15 protein-coding genes and 2 other annotated features are annotated in these 16,995 nt (G+C 46.9%); of the genes, 13 read left to right on the forward strand and 2 right to left on the reverse strand.

All coding sequences use genetic code 11. The features are described from left to right. Window positions 1–529 precede the first annotated feature (529 nt). Window positions 530–1,789 (reverse strand): bacillibactin exporter BcbE, encoded by a 1,260-nt coding sequence (locus tag WQ57_RS11370; RefSeq protein WP_046523894.1) that lies wholly within the window; start codon window positions 1,787–1,789, stop codon window positions 530–532. 117 nt (window positions 1,790–1,906) lie between these two features. Between WQ57_RS11370 and WQ57_RS11375 the strand changes: the two genes are divergently transcribed. From WQ57_RS11375 to trpA, 8 genes are all read left to right on the forward strand, one after another. Further along, a complete protein-coding gene (locus tag WQ57_RS11375; RefSeq protein WP_046523895.1) occupies window positions 1,907–2,560 on the forward strand; it encodes an MOSC domain-containing protein in 654 nt (217 codons plus the stop codon). 72 nt (window positions 2,561–2,632) lie between these two features. Next, window positions 2,633–2,877: a binding site (T-box leader), on the forward strand. 45 nt (window positions 2,878–2,922) lie between these two features. After that, window positions 2,923–3,159: a binding site (T-box leader), on the forward strand. A 62-nt stretch (window positions 3,160–3,221) separates the two neighbouring features. Continuing rightward, on the forward strand, window positions 3,222–4,622 hold the full coding sequence (gene trpE / locus WQ57_RS11380) for an anthranilate synthase component I (RefSeq protein WP_046523896.1): 1,401 nt from the start codon (window positions 3,222–3,224) through the stop codon (window positions 4,620–4,622). Then, window positions 4,603–5,205 (forward strand): anthranilate synthase component II, encoded by a 603-nt coding sequence (locus WQ57_RS11385; protein ID WP_046523897.1) that lies wholly within the window; start codon window positions 4,603–4,605, stop codon window positions 5,203–5,205. Before trpE ends, WQ57_RS11385 begins: the two co-directional genes overlap by 20 nt. Next, complete coding sequence (gene trpD, locus WQ57_RS11390) at window positions 5,189–6,214, forward strand: anthranilate phosphoribosyltransferase (protein ID WP_046523898.1); 1,026 nt, start codon at window positions 5,189–5,191, stop codon at window positions 6,212–6,214. The genes WQ57_RS11385 and trpD overlap by 17 nt, the downstream gene beginning before the upstream one ends. Next, the gene (trpC, locus tag WQ57_RS11395) at window positions 6,215–6,994 is read left to right on the forward strand and encodes an indole-3-glycerol phosphate synthase TrpC (RefSeq protein WP_046523899.1); all 780 of its coding nucleotides are present in this window, start codon (window positions 6,215–6,217) and stop codon (window positions 6,992–6,994) included. Then, window positions 6,991–7,608, forward strand: coding sequence for a phosphoribosylanthranilate isomerase (locus WQ57_RS11400; protein WP_046523900.1), 618 nt, complete (start codon window positions 6,991–6,993; stop codon window positions 7,606–7,608). Before trpC ends, WQ57_RS11400 begins: the two co-directional genes overlap by 4 nt. Beyond that, on the forward strand, window positions 7,605–8,831 hold the full coding sequence (gene trpB / locus WQ57_RS11405) for a tryptophan synthase subunit beta (RefSeq protein ID WP_046523901.1): 1,227 nt from the start codon (window positions 7,605–7,607) through the stop codon (window positions 8,829–8,831). Before WQ57_RS11400 ends, trpB begins: the two co-directional genes overlap by 4 nt. Continuing rightward, the gene (gene trpA, locus WQ57_RS11410; RefSeq protein WP_046523902.1) at window positions 8,818–9,576 is read left to right on the forward strand and encodes a tryptophan synthase subunit alpha; all 759 of its coding nucleotides are present in this window, start codon (window positions 8,818–8,820) and stop codon (window positions 9,574–9,576) included. The genes trpB and trpA overlap by 14 nt, the downstream gene beginning before the upstream one ends. 72 nt (window positions 9,577–9,648) lie before the next feature. Here the strand turns inward: trpA and WQ57_RS11415 are convergent, their stop codons facing one another. Next, the gene (locus tag WQ57_RS11415) at window positions 9,649–10,248 is read right to left on the reverse strand and encodes a class I SAM-dependent methyltransferase (RefSeq protein WP_046523903.1); all 600 of its coding nucleotides are present in this window, start codon (window positions 10,246–10,248) and stop codon (window positions 9,649–9,651) included. A gap of 225 nt (window positions 10,249–10,473) precedes the next feature. Here WQ57_RS11415 and WQ57_RS11420 point away from each other — a divergent pair, with 225 nt between their 5' ends. From WQ57_RS11420 to odhB, 5 genes are all read left to right on the forward strand, one after another. Next, window positions 10,474–10,893 carry a hypothetical protein gene (locus WQ57_RS11420; RefSeq protein ID WP_156183117.1) on the forward strand — a complete coding sequence of 140 codons (420 nt, stop codon included), beginning with the start codon at window positions 10,474–10,476 and terminating at the stop codon, window positions 10,891–10,893. A gap of 144 nt (window positions 10,894–11,037) precedes the next feature. After that, the gene (gene mnmH / locus WQ57_RS11425; protein ID WP_046523905.1) at window positions 11,038–12,108 is read left to right on the forward strand and encodes a tRNA 2-selenouridine(34) synthase MnmH; all 1,071 of its coding nucleotides are present in this window, start codon (window positions 11,038–11,040) and stop codon (window positions 12,106–12,108) included. A gap of 161 nt (window positions 12,109–12,269) precedes the next feature. Continuing rightward, window positions 12,270–12,506 (forward strand): hypothetical protein, encoded by a 237-nt coding sequence (locus WQ57_RS11430; protein WP_046524040.1) that lies wholly within the window; start codon window positions 12,270–12,272, stop codon window positions 12,504–12,506. Window positions 12,507–12,782: 276 nt separating this feature from the next. Further along, window positions 12,783–15,602 carry a 2-oxoglutarate dehydrogenase E1 component gene (locus tag WQ57_RS11435; RefSeq protein WP_046523906.1) on the forward strand — a complete coding sequence of 940 codons (2,820 nt, stop codon included), beginning with the start codon at window positions 12,783–12,785 and terminating at the stop codon, window positions 15,600–15,602. Between the two features lie 18 nt (window positions 15,603–15,620). Then, on the forward strand, window positions 15,621–16,892 hold the full coding sequence (gene odhB / locus WQ57_RS11440; protein WP_046523907.1) for a 2-oxoglutarate dehydrogenase complex dihydrolipoyllysine-residue succinyltransferase: 1,272 nt from the start codon (window positions 15,621–15,623) through the stop codon (window positions 16,890–16,892). Window positions 16,893–16,995: the final 103 nt, after the last annotated feature.

Consider the following 16,995-nt stretch of genomic DNA (forward strand, 5'->3'; position numbering starts at 1 on the left):
ACCTCCTCTCAGTGCCCGAAATGTCTCCTGCCACTACAAACAGGGCACTGACGCTCCTTCTCAGTGCCTGAAATTACTTCTGTCACTACAAAAAGGTCACTGACACCTCCTCTCAGTGCCCGAAATGTCTCCTGCCACCACAAAAAGGTCACTGACACCTCCTCTCAGTGCCCGAAATGTCTCCTGCCAGAACAAAGAGGTCACTGACACCTCCTCTCAGTGCCTGAAATGTCTTCTGCCACTACAAAAAGGGCACTGATATCTCCTCTCAGTACCTGAAATGTCTTCTATCACTACAAACAGGGCACTGATATCTCCTCTCAGTGCCCGAAATGTCTCCTTCCACCACAAAGAGGTCACTGACATCTTCTCTCAGTGCCCGAAATGACTTCCTGCCACTACAAAAAGGGCACTGATACCCCTTCTCAGCGCCCCCTAAATTCCCTATAGTCTAAAAAGCAATTGACACACCCGAAACTTCTCCACCAGCCTCAAAAAGGCAGGTTACAGTTTTTTTGAACGGCCCTGTTCATGCTCCTTTTTTCTTTGGCCTGATGGCAAATAAAGTCGCAAGAGCAGCGGCAATGCTTAGTCCTGTCAATAAATAAAACATCATTTGTTCCGAGTTCTTCATCATGATGGCGATAACTGGGGGGCCAGCCGCTACTCCGATAAATCTCATTGAACTGTATATGGAGCTGATCGTGCCGCGTTCTTCTTTTTCAATGCTAGCAGTAATCAAAGAATCAAGGGGCGGCAAGGAGGCTCCGATTCCAATTGCCCCAACAAGGAAAATCGAGATCAGGAACCATAAATCTTTTGAAAAACCCAGGACGGCTGTAGAGATTCCAAGAAGCAAGGCTCCCACAAAGGCAATCCATTTCATGAGCACCTGATTTTCCTTAATCAGCTTTCCTGTGATAAAAGAGGACAGGCAAAGTGCTCCAAGAGGCAGGGCGAGAAAAAGTCCTTTTTTTACATTTGTAATTCCATACTTTGATTCTAAAATATCAGAAAGATAAAACAAGACGCCAAATAAAACAAACATGAGGATAATCCCGATAAAAAAGATCGCATACAGCCAGCGCCCATTTTCACTGAAGATGAGCCTTATCTTCTTGATGAAGTCCCGAAATGGCAAGGCTTCACTTTTCTTCTTTGGCGCTTTTACAAGAAGCAGCATTAACAATATGGAAATTGCACAAAAAACAGGAATTGACAAGAAAGGCAGGAACCAAATTATGCCGGCAAGGTAGGAGCCGAGAATCGGGCTTAATACCTTACCCAGGGTATTGGATGTCTCAATCTCTCCCAGTGCACTGCTTACTTCCTCTTCATTTTTGAACATATCCCCAACTAGCGGGAGAACAATAGGGAATGAACCTGCTGCTCCGACTCCCTGCAGTGCCCGGCCGATCAGTATGACCCAATAACCGTTATCCATTTGCCAGGATGCCCAGCCTGCGAGCAATCCCCCGATGGCTGCGATAAAAAGGCTTGGGATAATGACTTTTTTACGGCCTATCCTGTCAGACAAATACCCGGCAATTGGAATGAGGAAAATGGCTACAACTGAATAAACAGTTATGATTAAGCTGGATTGAAAAGAAGAAATGCCCATTTGCCGTTCCATTACTGGCAAAACGGGAATCAGCATGCTATTCCCCAGTGTCATCACCAAAGGAATGGAGGAAATGGATAAGACTGCCCATCTTTTTCCGCTGGTACCTGACTTTTTCCGGGAGGACTTTTTCCCGGAATGGCTGAACAATTTTTCCGCATAGTTCATTTCAATACCCGCCTTATTTCGTACTGTTAATAGCTTTTACTAAAAGTAAGGATATAGCATTTCTTTTTTATGGTAAAATTCTCAATAAGACAAAGAAGCAATTGAGGAGGAATACATATGGAAGCCGCGATTGTTCAGTTGAACGTTGGGATGCCAAAAGAACAGAACTGGCGGGAAAGGCGGGATATATCAGCCATTGGCAAAATACCCATTGAAGAAGCAATGCTTTGGAAACATGGATTTGACGGTGACGGCATAGCCGATACAAAACACCATGGCGGGCCGGATAGAGCAGTCTGCCTATATCCATTTGACCATTACAGCAGATGGGAAAAGGAATACGGAACGAAGCTTAAATTGCCCGCATTCGGGGAAAATATCACCGTGGCAGGCATTACAGAAAATGATTTGTATATTGGTGATGTGTTCCAGCTGGGAGATGCTGTGGTTGAAATTACCCAGGGCAGGGTCCCATGTTCGACCATCTCCAGGCATAATGGAATTGACACCCTGTTGAACAGGGTATTTGAGACTTGCTTGACAGGCTGTTTCTTTAGAGTGCGGGAAGAGGGAATCGTCAGAAAAACTTCTGGCTTAAAACTAATCAGCCGGGTGCAAAAGGAGTTCTCGGTTTACAGGGCAAATCAGCTGATGCTGCACGGGCACGGACACGAACCAGCCGCCATAGCCGAACTTGTACAGGTTGAGTCACTGGCGGATGAATGGAAGCGTCAAATTAGCAAAAGGGTAACACGTTGGACGAAAACTTAGGTAATTTTTAATAATTTGAAAATTAGTATTGACATTTAACTGGCATGTTGTTTATGATTATAAACAATAATAGCGTTGGCGTTGAAGAAGAGGAGTAGCTGAAACGGAAATGTCAGAGAGCTGGTGGGTGGTGCGAACCAGTATGGACGTTGCAGTGAATGGACTTCTGAGCCCCAGACCGAACCCCTTGCGGAAAGTAGGCTCTGGCGAATGGGCCTCATCGTTACAAGAGGCAGGCATTAAAGCATGTGCTTTGATGCTCAAAGCGGGCCGGTTTCGGCCAATCAAGGTGGCACCACGGGTTTCTCGTCCTTATCTACAGGCGGGAAACCCTTTTTGTTTTGTTCGAAAACTTCATAATTGGTAAATTGTTGCGCAAGAAGAGTACATAAGCTAATTTCGTCACAGAGAGCCGGGTTGCTGGGAACCGGTACGGAATGGTTTATCGAATGGGCTTGCAAGAGGCTTTCTGAACGATAGTAGGAAAGCACGGGTTCCGCCGTTAAAAGGATAGAATATGGAACAGTATTCGAAAAGGGGAAACGGCCTTCGCCGTTTCAATTGAGGTGGCACCGCGGTCATACGTAATCGTCCTCTATATGCACTTTTTGTGCGTATAGGGGACTTTTTTATTTTATCTGGATTGGAAAGGGGATTCTTTATGGTCATTCAAGATCAGGGGATAAACGTGAAGGTGGAGGAAATTGAGGGAGATACTCTTACCCCGATTGCCATCTACCAGAGGATATCGGGAAAGCAGAAGTTCCTGCTTGAAAGCTCTCTCAAGCATGAGGACGCAGGGCGTTTTTCCTTCATCGGGGCCGAGCCTGTATATGAAATCAAGGGGTTCAGGGGGGAGGCTTCTGTAAAGGGACCTTCCGGTAAACTCATCAGGAAAGGCCCAGTCATTGACATAATAAAAGATTACCTGCCAGTTGCAAAGCCTATTGCAGATATCCCGTTTATTGGAGGGGCAGTCGGCTATATCGGCTACGATGTAATCCGTGATTATGAAAGTGTTGGGCCCGAACCGGCCGACCCGCTCCAAATGCCTGAGGCGCACTTGCTTGTTTTCAATGAAGTGATTGCTTTTGACCATTTGAAACAGAAAGTCTTTCTTATCGGGTTTGAATTACCAGGCTCGACTAGTGAGCAGGTCTCACAACGCCTGGAAAAGCGGAAGCAGGAGCTTCGAGGTGGAAGCACCAGTCAGGAAGAGGATTTCAAATTATCACACTTCCAATCCAATGTAAGCAGGGAAGAATTCGAAGAACTGGTTTTAAAAGCAAAGAAATACATTGAAGAAGGCGATATCTTCCAAGTGGTGCTTTCGAGAAGGCTGGAGGCAGATGTCTCCGGCAATCCGTTCAGCTTTTACAGGAAATTAAGAGTCAAAAACCCCTCCCCTTATATGTATTATTTGGACTACGGTGACTACTCCATTGCAGGAGCTTCGCCGGAAAGCCTGGTTAAAGCAAGGGGAAACAGCATCCTGACAAATCCGATAGCTGGTACACGGCCGAGAGGGAGAACTCCGGAAGAAGATGTGCTGCTCGAGAAAGAGCTCGCTGCCGATGAAAAAGAACTTGCCGAACACAGGATGCTTGTGGATTTGGGACGGAATGACCTGGGGCGCATTTGCACGGTCGGCACTGTAAAATTGGAAAAATATATGAAGGTTGAGCGTTACCAGCATGTAATGCATCTGGTTTCGGAAGTAAGCGGAAAGCTGGCTGAGGGATGTTCTGCAGCAGAAGGGCTGGCCTCCTGCCTGCCGGCTGGGACGGTTTCAGGGGCCCCGAAAATTAGGGCGATGCAAATCATCAACGAGCTTGAAAAGACAAAAAGAGGGGTTTATTCGGGAGCCATCGGCTACCTTTCAGCTTGCGGGAACATGGATTTTGCCCTGGCGATACGAACAATGGTCATCAAGGACAATAAAGCCTATATCCAGGCTGGGGCCGGCATCGTCCATGACTCGGATCCCGCAAAGGAATTTGAAGAGACTGCCCATAAGTTAAGGGCATTAATGGAGGCTGCAAATGATCCTGCTAATCGATAATTATGATTCCTTTACCTTTAATCTCTATCAGTATCTTGGAGAGCTGGGAAGCCTCCCTGTGGTTGTAAGAAATGATGCTCTCACAGTCGACGATGTGCTTAATATGATGCCAGAAGCAATCATTATTTCACCTGGTCCAGGCAGGCCTGAACATGCAGGTATATGTGTGGATATAATCAGAGCTTTGGCGCCAAGCATTCCAATCCTTGGCATCTGTCTCGGACACCAGGCGATCGGGTATGCGTTTGGAGGCAAAATCACCAAAGCTGAGAGAATCATGCACGGCAAAATATCAAGATTGAACCATTCAGGAACATCGATTTTTGCAGGGATGCCCCGAAAGATGGATGTCATGCGCTACCACTCATTGGTCATTGAAAAAAATACCGTGCCAGAACAATTCGACGTCCTTGCCACTTCTGCCGAAGATGGCGAAATCATGGCTATCAAGCATAAAGAGTTTCCTCTCTATGGGCTGCAGTTCCATCCCGAGTCCATTGCAAGCAGGGAAGGAAAACAGCTTCTGAACAACTTCTTAATACAGATGCGGAAGGAGAATGAAAAACATGAAGTCCTATCTTGAAAAATTAACAGCAAGAAAATCCCTGACACAGCCTGAAATGGAAGAAGCGGTGAGCAAAATCTTCTCTGATGAAATCTCAGACAGCGAGATTGCCGCTTTTATGGTAGGTCTTAAAACCAAAGGAGAAACGGTAGAAGAAGTTGCTGGCATTGTTGAAGCATTTAGAAGCAATTCAAGGGCCTTTGGCAGGAAGTTCACTGGAGTCCTTGATAATTGCGGCACAGGCGGTGATGGGTCCCAAAGCTTCAACATCAGCACAACCTCGGCATTTGTCATTGCCGGTGCGGGGGTTACAGTGGCCAAACATGGAAACAGAAGCATATCGAGCAAAACGGGAAGTGCGGATGTTTTGGAGGAACTGGGAGTACCGCTGGATTTATCCCCGGAGAAAACGGAAGACATTCTTGAAGAAAACGGTATTGCCTTTTTGTTTGCGCCTTATGTCCATCCAAAAATCAAGCGGATTATGAAGGTTAGAAAGGACCTTAGGATTCCAACCGTTTTCAACCTCATTGGGCCATTGACCAATCCGATTGATTTGGACTACCAGCTCCTCGGCATTAACCGGGCCGATAGACTTGAGCTTTTTGCCCAGGTGCTGAAGAAACTGGGCCGCAAGCGGGCGGTAGTCCTGAATGGAGCGGGCTCGATGGATGAGGCGTCACTTGCAGGAGATAACCAGCTGGTTATCTTAAAGGATGGCGAAATTGTCCGTGAGATCGTCCATCCGGAAGAAGTTGGGCTATCGCTGTATGAAAATAGTGAAATCATCGGCGGGGATGCAAAGCAGAATGCTGCCATCCTGCTTGATGTACTAAAAGGCAAAAAAGGGGCTTACAGGGACACTGTGCTCCTTAATGCGGGCATCGGAATCTTCGCTGCCGGACGGGCAGATACCATCCAGCATGGGATATTCCAGGCAGCCGAAAGCATTGATTCAGGAAGTGCCCTGGATAAGCTGGAAACATTGATCCATAAAAGCAAAAATGCGGAGAGGGCGGTCATATAAATGCAAACCATTCTGGACAAAATCATCGCCAAAAAGCGGGAAGACATTAGGGATTTAAGTGAAATTGCCATCGGGTTGCCACAAAAAAAACATTCTTTTATTGAAAAGCTAAAAAATGCATCCGAGTTATGCATCATATCGGAGTTTAAGCGAGCCTCTCCTTCCAAGGGTTTGATCAATGACAGCCTTCAGCCGGCAAAGCAGGCTGCCATGTATGCCGAATATGGAGCTTCGGCCATCTCCGTGCTTACAGACAGCCACTTCAAAGGAACCATGGATGACTTGAAGGAAGTACGGAGTGCAGTGGGACTTCCTATCCTTTGCAAGGATTTTATTATCGAACGAAAACAAATCACCCATGCCTCAGCAGCCGGTGCCGACCTGGTCCTGTTGATCGCCTCGGTGCATGACCAGCATTCATTAAAGGAGCTCCATGAATACTCCAAGGAGCTTGGAATGGAGGCTCTTGTTGAAGTCCATGATGAAGCCGATCTTGAGAAAGCACTGTCGGCAGGAGCGGAATTAGTCGGGATCAACAACCGGGACTTGAAAACCTTTGAGGTCAAATTGGATACGACGGAAAAGCTCGGACCGATTGTAAGAAAATCAGGGGCATTCTTGATCAGCGAGAGCGGCTTGAAAACGAGAGAGGATGTAATGCGGGCAGCTCATTCGGGAGCCAACGGCATTCTGGTTGGGGAATCATTCATGGCGGCTGCAGATTTGCATCAGCTCTTCAGGGACTTCAAAGTTCCTTTGACAGCGGTGAAACAGCTATGAAGGTGAAGATTTGCGGAATTAAAACCGCGGAAGCAGCCTTGCACGCCGCAGCTGCAGGTGCGGATGCACTTGGTTTTGTTTTCGCACCGAGCAAGCGGCAAATTACCCCCGGGGAGGCCAAGGCAATCATTCAGGAACTCCCGGAGGCTGTCTGGAAGGTGGGAGTGTTTGTTAATGAACCTCCAGAAAAAGTCGCATCAATTGCGGAACTGGCCGGCTTGACCCATATCCAGCTGCATGGAGAAGAAAGTCCCGGAGATTACATGAAAATCGGCCGGCCACTCATTAAGGCTTATAGTATTAGAGACAAAGAGGATATCACCATAATTGATTATGAGACATCAGACTATGTCCTGCTCGACAGTCCTCCTGCCACGTACAAAGGCGGAAATGGAATGAGCTTTGACTGGAATGTTGCAAGCGGGGCAAAAAGAGGCCGGAATGTCATCCTTGCAGGGGGCCTGGATCCTGACAATGTGCAGACCGCAATAGACAAGGTCCGGCCTTTCATGGTGGATGTCAGCAGTGGAGTGGAAACAGAGGGAAAAAAGGATTTAAGGAAAATTGGAAGATTTATTGAAATAGCTAAAGCTGGAGAGGATGAGGGCATATGAATAACACAAAGACAGCAGCCTACACACTGCCGGATTCAAAAGGACATTTTGGCCAATTTGGCGGGAGGTACGTTCCTGAAACACTGATGCAGGCAGTCATTGACCTGGAGGAAGCCTATGAGAAGGCATTGGCCGACGAGGATTTCCATCATCAGCTGAACCATTTGCTAAAAGAGTATGTAGGCAGGGAAACACCGCTTTATTATGCGGAAAATCTGACCGCCCGTGCCGGAGGAGCAAAAATATACCTTAAGCGGGAAGATCTAAACCATACTGGCGCCCATAAAATCAATAATACAATCGGGCAGGCTCTGCTTGCTGTCCGCATGGGAAAACGCAAGATTGTCGCTGAAACGGGGGCTGGGCAGCACGGAGTCGCTACAGCGACTGTATGTGCATTGCTGAATCTCGAATGTGTGATTTTTATGGGGGAAGAAGATATCAGAAGACAGCAGCTCAATGTTTTCAGAATGGAACTGCTAGGCGCAAAGGTTGTCAGCGTCAGTTCAGGAAGCGGCACTCTGAAAGATGCGGTAAATGAGGCCCTTCGCTATTGGGTTGCGAATGTAGGAGATACCCATTATATACTAGGGTCAGTTATGGGTCCGCATCCGTTCCCGAAGCTGGTAAGGGATTTTCAGAGTGTTATAGGAAAAGAAACAAAGAAACAGTACCTTGAGAAAGAGGGAAGGCTGCCGGATGCGCTTGTTGCCTGCATAGGAGGCGGAAGCAACGCAATGGGAATGTTCCATCCCTTCATTGAAGATGAGGATGTGAAAATGTATGGAGTCGAGGCAGCCGGTGCCGGAATTTCAACTGGCCGCCATGCTGCATCCCTTGCGAAGGGAAAGCCGGGTATCCTGCATGGCAGCATGATGTATTTGCTTCAGGACGACCATGGCCAGATCCAGGAAGCCCATTCGATTTCCGCCGGGCTGGACTACCCGGGAATTGGCCCTGAGCATAGCTACCTTCATGAAATCAGCCGGGTGAAGTATGAATCCATCACTGATGAAGAGGCTCTGGATGGTGTAAAACAGCTGTCAAGGCTTGAAGGGATTATTCCTGCCCTGGAAAGTGCCCATGCAGTGGCTTATGCCATAAAGCTGGCAGCCGCCATGAGACCGGACGAAGGAATCGTAATCTGCCTGTCTGGCCGCGGGGACAAAGATGTCCAGACAATCAGGGCGCATATGGGAGGAAATGTCCATGACGAAAATTAATCAGGTTTTTCACCAAATGGAGCATAAAGCTTTTGTTCCTTATATCATGGCAGGGGATGGGGGACTGCAGTCCCTCAAGGAAAAGCTGCTATTTTTGCAAGAGTGCGGTGTGGATGCGGTTGAACTTGGGATTCCGTTTTCAGATCCAGTTGCCGACGGCCCAACCATCCAAAAAGCAGGGATAAGGGCCTTGAACGAAGGAACGACGTTGCTGGGAGTACTCGAGACTGTTCGGTCATTCAAGGATGAAATCACCATGCCGCTCATTTTAATGACTTATGCCAATCCTATCATTGCCCTAGGAATCGCCAATTTTGCGGAGAAAGCTGCTTTGGCAGGGATCGATGGATGCATTATTCCAGATTTGCCCCTTGAGGAAGAGGATTTGATTCTTCCTGAATTGACAAAAAGGGGAATCGAGTTGATCAGGCTGGTCACTGTGACGAGCCCGGAAGAGAGAATCAGGAAAATTACCGCAAAGGGTAACGGCTACGTTTATGCAGTTACCGTTGCCGGGATCACAGGTGCCCGCACCAGCTTTAACGGGAACCTCAGCCATTTTTTACAACAGGTTAAAGAAATCAGTCCTCTGCCAGTTCTTGCCGGCTTTGGCATCTCTACTCCCCGGCAGGTGGAAGAAATGTCATCCCACTGCGATGGAGTTATCGTCGGCAGCAAAATAGTCGAACTGTTCCACGAAGGGAAGCTGGACGAGATCAGAGAGCTTGTCGAAGCAGCAAAATAGAACGGAGGGACAGCCGCTTTTTTACGGCTGTCCCTTCGTTTTTATATTCTGTTACTCTCAAGCAGGGATAGGTCATCTTTTTGTGCCTGTGACACAAACCGTCAATATAGGCCTATAATTTCCATACGCAACCGAAACATCTTTAAAACCGGCTTCTTCCATGTCTTTTTGCATTTTGGCCCCAAGAGTTCTGGTTGTTGTTTCGTCTGCCCCATCTTCCCTGGGCTGGACCGTCAAGGCAATTCTGCCTTCAATGCTCATCATGTCGTATATTTTTTTCAGTGATTGCTCCTGATGCTCCCAAAGAGGATAATTATTTACCGAAAATACCTTATCATAAAGGTGAGATGGTTCATAATCAATGATATCCCCAGAATAAAGGCGCACTCGGCCCTGCTGGATATAATCGCGGTTTTTCCGCTCTGCCATCTGCTTCATTTTTGAAGAAAGATCGATTCCATGGATTGTAATCCTTCTTTTTGTTTCCATAAGTTCGTTTATGGCATAACCAGGACCATACCCAATTTCTAGGATGGTATCGCCTTTATGAGGATTCAACTGGCGGATCGTCCATCTGTTTATTTTCTTGTTTTCAAGGTTCATAATGAATCCTGCGATTCTGCCGAAGATTCCCTTTGGTTGCTCAAATTGGCGGTCCATCGTATTTAGCATTCCTTTACACCTCATATTTGTTTTCCTTCTATTAACCCTTTCTTTTCCGGCCTTAAACATTTTTCAAAATAATAAATTCTGCCAATTTTATAGAAAGGATAATTGTATTGGGATTTTTTTAGAAACGTGCTGTTTGTTACAGTACTATGCCTGCCAGCTTTATATACTTAGTGTAATCACAGGTATGGAGGCATCTCCATCGAGAGAATCAGGATAAGAGGGAAAGTGACAGTAATGAATGTAAACGTTGATGTTGTGCCCATTAGGCCTGACCGCGATATTGTCAAGCTGACGGCCGTTTTTAACGGGTATCCGGGACCTGAAGTTAAAATCGTTGCCGATTTTGAAAAAAACACTTTCGTTTGTTTTGAATGGAATTTCGATAAAAAAGAAACAAAGCCGATTAAGCCCATTGCCAGGCTGGATTCTCTGGAGCAATTCCGGAAGAAGCTTTATGAATTCCACATATGGGACTGGGAAGAAGATTATCAGGCAGATGGAATCATAGTGGATGGCATGTCCTGGTCCGTCAGGCTTGAAACGAAGGGAGGTACTTTTAAAAAAGAGGGGCTTGAAGCCTTTCCAAAAGAATGTAAGAGATTTTGCCGATCTCTTAAGAGATTGACTGGTGTTGAGATTAAATAAAGAACGGGGATTCAAACTTCTTCCAGGTTGTTTTTCAGTTCCTTCCTGCCCAGTTGCTTGAAATCCTTAGCAGTTGGGTGTAAAATAGTGGAGTTTTAGCCGGTATTTTAATTGGCAGACAGGATCCTTGGAGGATGATTGGAAATGCATGATATTACTGTTGATGAACTCGTCCAGTCGAAGAAATATGTGCCGGTCGATGTTCGTTCACCTATTGAGCACGGAGAGGCAGCCATTCCAGGTTCCGTGAATATTCCCCTCTTTACCAATGAAGAGCGCCAGGAGATTGGCATATTATATAAACATTCCGGAGACCAGGCGGCCAAATGGCGGGCGATGGAAATTGTATCCCCGAAACTGCCATCCATTTTAAATCAAATTAAGAATTTGGAGGATTCCGGCGCACAGCCTGTCATTCATTGCTGGCGGGGAGGTTCGAGAAGCAAAGCTGTAGCTTCCTTTCTGGAGTTCTCCGGAATACCATCCTTAAGGCTGGCCGGAGGCTATAGAGCTTACCGGGAGTATATATTGGAGCAGATTCCCATGCTTTTGCCAGAGAAGGCGGTGGTTCTGCATGGCCTGACAGGAACGGGAAAAACGGAAATCCTTAAGGAACTGCAAGGAAGGGGATACCCGGTTTTGGACCTTGAGAAGATGGCCAACCACCGGGGCTCGCTATTTGGAACGATTGGAATCGGCGACGGTCATAACCAGAAAACGTTTGATGCCCTCTTATTTGAGCGTTTAAGTGAGATAAAAGGATCGGGCTATTTCATCATTGAAGCAGAAAGCAAGCGGATAGGCCGTGCAGCGCAGCCAGAAACGATGGTGGAACGGAAAATGAACGGAACCCATTTTTTAATTTCCTGTTCGCTTGATAACAGGATTGAACGGATTTACAGGGAATATGTAGAGCCTTACAAAACGGAAACCTGGTTCAAAAACAATGTAGACGAGAAGGTAGAACGGATTGTCAAACGCCTGAAAAATCCCGAGTTGGCTGAAGAGCTGGAAGAGGCTCTCATCAAAGGTGATTACCGTACAGTGATTTCAATCCTGCTTGTACATTATTATGATCCGCGATACAGCCATTCCCTGAAAGAGTATAGTGGTAAATTCATCGAGGTTTATGGAAATGATTCCGCAAAGGCTGCGGCCCTGATTGCAAAGGAATTGGATAAAAGTTACCAATCCGGCCGGGCTGCCTTAACGTAATATTCAAAGGAAAGTGTGTGGCAGTGACCACATACTTTTTTTTGCCCCTGGGTTCAGGATTTACTACTGGCGGGCACAAAAAAGTCAAAAAAATGTCACATAAAAATTCCGAATCTTTAGTATATAATAAAAAATACAGCAAACATGGGAGGATGGATGAAATGCGAGAGTCGAAAAACTGTCACCGCCGTTTCTCGGTATTAGAAGAAAATGTGGGTTTCCTGACCGATGACGGGGTGGATGTATTCATAGCCGGTGCAAGATTCCAAAAGACCATCAGCTGCGGCCATATGGAATTTCCGGCGGAGAACCATGATATCATCCTTGCCTCTTTGATCGAGAAGAGAAGCGAACTTCCCACTCCAAAAACATTGTATATAAATTTGATGAACTTTTGAAACCAGCCTGGCATCCTGCCAGGCATTTTTATTGACAAAAAACATTTATTGAAAAATATGGGAGTAAAATTGCTTCTTTTGAAATTTTTGTAAGATAAGGTTTATCAGAAAATTTTTTTCCAATGATTTCACTATCTTCGAGTTCAAAACCTTTGTACTCGTCAAGGAGCAGTGGTAAAATGACTATGAAAACGGTATCCCCTGAATTTTAAAAATTATTCATTTTTTAAGTGCGGGATTCGTTTTAACTATATAAGAAATGGTAGGGGAACTTCTATGAACAAACCTGGTGCCAGTCAAGATGCCTTGTCTGGTTTTCACGGGCCCAATTTGGGATATGTCATTGAGCTGTATGAAAGGTACCTTGAGGACCCGAATTCAGTAGACCCGGAAATGAAGGAATATTTCGACCAAGGAAATATTCCAGGAATGAATCTATCAAAATCAGAAACACATGAAACACATGAAAAACTTCAAGTCAGCGATGCTGAAAAAATAATTGCTGCACTCCGGCTGGCGGACCATATCAGGGCATATGGACATCTATCAGCAGATGTTTATCCATTGTCGGAAAGGGGCCAGCAAAACCCTCTCAATGAACCAGAAAAATGGGGAATCACTGAAGAGGATTTGGAACAGCTCCCGGCAAACTTGATTTGTCCGGATGCTCCGCCCCATGTCAAAAATGGCGCAGAAGCGATTGAACACTTAAAACAGGTGTACACAAGCACTATAGCCTATGAGTTTCATCAGGTTCATAACCTGGACGAACAGAATTGGCTTCGCCGAAAGGTTGAAAGTGGAGGGCTTATACCCAACCTTTCGCAGAAGAGACGCATCTCTCTGCTGAAGCGTCTGACAGAGGTGGAAGAGTTCGAAAAATTCCTCCATCGCACGTTTGTAGGGCAAAAGCGTTTTTCCATTGAAGGGCTGGAGACAATGGTTCCCCTGATAGATGAGGTCATTTCGGACTCCGTGAAAGATGGAGTGGAAACAGTCAATATAGGCATGGCCCATCGCGGACGGCTGAACGTGCTCGCGCATGTGCTGGGCAAACCTTATGAAATGATTTTTGCTGAATTCCAGCATGCTCCGAGCAAGGAACTGGTTCCTTCGGAAGGTTCAGTTGGAATTAACTTTGGCTGGACTGGTGATGTTAAATACCACCTTGGATTGGACCGCCAGATTAAATCCGAAAGCACGGCTAAAGTCCGTGTAACATTGGCCAATAATCCAAGTCACCTGGAATTTGTCGGATCTGTGGTGGAAGGGTTTACAAGAGCTGCTCAGGATACGAGGGACCTTCCAGGAAAATCCAAACAGGACCCTTCCAAGGCGCTGTCCATTTTAATTCATGGGGACGCAGCATTTCCTGGCCAGGGAATTGTGGCGGAGACACTGAATCTTAGCGGGCTGCATGGATTTAATACTGGTGGTACCGTTCATATCATTGCAAATAATACGATCGGTTTTACCACCGAATCGTTTGATTCAAGATCAACCAGATATGCGAGCGACCTGGCAAAGGGATACGAAATCCCGGTCATCCATGTTAATGCCGATGACCCGGAAGCATGCATAGAGGCATCCCTCCTGGCGGTCGAATATCGGACGAAATTTGGAAAAGACTTCCTGATTGACCTGATTGGCTATCGGCGGTACGGCCATAATGAAATGGACGAGCCTATGACAACCAATCCGCTTATGTACAAAATCATTCAAAAGCACCCTACAGCAAGGGAATTGTACGAGAAAAAGCTGTTATCAGAACAGGTAATTAATGAACAGCAGGCGAAGGACTTGTCCGCTGAAGTGCTGCAAAAGCTGACGTCAGCTTATGACAAGGTGCCGAAAAAAACCGAGCATCACCTAAGTGAAGTGGAAGTCCCTGATGTGATCGAAAAAGGACTGCCAAGGATCCAGACCTCCGTGCCGCAGGAAAAGCTGGCAAAAATCAATCAGGACCTCCTTAACTGGCCTGCGGATTTTAAAGTCTTTGGGAAACTTGAACGGATTTTGAAAAGGCGTTTGGACGCTTTTTCCGATAACGGCAAAATTGATTGGGCACTGGCGGAAACATTGGCGTTTGCCTCGATCATATGCGATGGAACGCCAGTCCGGCTTACAGGCCAGGATTCGGAACGGGGAACATTTGCGCACCGGAATATCGTCCTGCATGACAGGGAAACAGGAAAAGAGTTTTCGCCGCTGCATGCATTGCCGGATGCGAAAGTCTCATTCTCCGTGCATAATAGCCCGCTATCTGAAGCAGCGGTACTTGGATTTGAATATGGCTATAATGTTTTTGCTCCTGAAACCCTGGTCCTTTGGGAAGCGCAATATGGGGATTTTGCCAATGCAGCCCAGGTAATTTTTGACCAGTACATTGCTGCTGGAAGAGCAAAGTGGGGCCAGAAGTCCGGGCTGGTCATGCTGCTTCCTCATGGCTATGAAGGGCAGGGGCCGGAACATTCAAGTGCAAGATTTGAACGGTTCCTTACGCTTGCTGCCGAAAATAACTGGACTGTTGCCAACCTGACCTCGGCAGCCCAATATTTTCATATTTTAAGAAGGCAAGCGGCGATTTTGCCAAAAGAAGCTGTACGGCCGCTTGTGCTGATGACGCCAAAAAGCTTGCTCCGCAATCCGCTTGTGGCTTCTGATCCGGAAGAATTCAGCTCAGGAGAGTTCCAGTCCATCATTAGCCAGCCAGGACTCGGAACCGATCAAGAAAAAGTCGAGAAGGTTGTTCTATGCACCGGCAAAATTGCCGTTGACCTGGCGGATAAGGTAGATCCCGAACAGCATGATTGGCTGCAGATATTCAGACTGGAAGAGATTTATCCATTCCCGCTTGAAAGGCTAAAGAAAAAGTTCCAGGAATTCCCGAACCTGAAAGAAGTAGTATGGGTTCAGGAAGAGCCAAAGAACATGGGAGCATGGACATTTGTTGAGCCGCGCATCAATGAGGCCCTTCAGGAAAGGCTTGAAGTGGGCTATATTGGGCGCATAAGGCGGTCAAGCCCGGCAGAAGGGGAGCCGGATATCCATAAAATTGAACAGGCAAGAATCATTAACGAAGCATTGACGAAGTAGTAAAGGAGAGGAACAAAGGTGGCAGAAATCAAGGTTCCGGAATTGGCAGAAACAATAAGTGAAGGAACAATCGCCCAGTGGCTGAAAAAACCGGGTGATGCTGTAAGCAAAGGGGAATATATTGTTGAGCTTGAAACCGATAAGGTAAACGTAGAGATTATCTCTGAACACGAAGGAGTCCTTGCTGAGCTAAAAGCGGAGGAAGGCGACACCGTACAGGTTGGAGAAACAATTGCCGTAATCAGCGAGGAAGGAACTGCAAACATCCCATCTGGGAAGGGTGGGTCTGATGCCGGCAACCAGGGAGAGAAAGCCCCAGAGCCAGCTGCAGATGCTGGGGATGCCCCGGCGCAGGCGGCGGAAGAGTCCAAGCCTGCGGGAGCAGGGGAACGGGTTATCGCAACTCCGGCAGCCCGGAAGCTTGCCAGGGAAAAGGGTATCGATTTAAGTGAAATTAATGCGGCTGATCCATTAGGCAGAGTCCGCAGGCAGGATGTGTCCAATTTTGAGCCTGCAAAGGCAGAAGCTGCATCCAAGCCTTCCGCTCCCCAAAACAAGCAACCGGCCAAGCCGGCTGCCGAAAGCGGCAAGCCAGTAGAGCGCGTCCGGATGTCGCGCCGCCGTCAGACCATTGCCAACAGGCTCGTTGAGGTACAGCAGACAGCCGCAATGCTGACAACCTTCAACGAAGTAGATATGACCGCGGTCATGGAATTGAGGAAGAAGTGGAAGGATCGTTTTTATGAAGAAAACGATGTTAAACTTGGTTTCATGTCATTCTTCACCAAAGCCGTTGTGGCCGCACTGAAGAAGACTCCATATTTGAACGCTGAAATTCAGGGAGACGAGATTGTCCTCAAGAAATTTTATGATATTGGCGTAGCCGTATCGACTGACGAAGGCCTCGTTGTACCGGTCATCAGGGATGCGGACAGGAAGAACTTTGCCGAGCTTGAAGGAAGCCTCGGAGAGTTAGCTGAAAAAGCACGGACAAATAAACTCAGCTTAAGCGACCTTCAGGGAGGCACATTTACGATTACAAATGGCGGTGTATTCGGATCGCTGCTTTCCACTCCAATTTTAAATGGCCCGCAGGTTGGAATACTGGGTATGCATACCATCCAGCTTCGCCCGGTCGCCATTGACAAAGACAGGATGGAAAACCGTCCAATGATGTATATTGCACTTTCCTATGACCATCGGATCGTGGATGGGAAGGAAGCTGTCACATTCCTGAAAAGAGTCAAGGAACTCATTGAAGATCCTGAATCGCTGCTATTCGGAAGCTGACGAACCAAAGACTCCGGACTTTTGTCCGGAGTTTTGTTTGTTTGGTGATGAAAATAGTAAGTTACGATTGAATAAAAAAATCGCCGCAAGCAGCGGCGATTTC

The sequence above is a fragment of the Mesobacillus campisalis genome (genome assembly GCF_000986785.1).
Classification (GTDB): Bacteria; Bacillota; Bacilli; order Bacillales; family Cytobacillaceae; genus Mesobacillus_B; species Mesobacillus_B campisalis.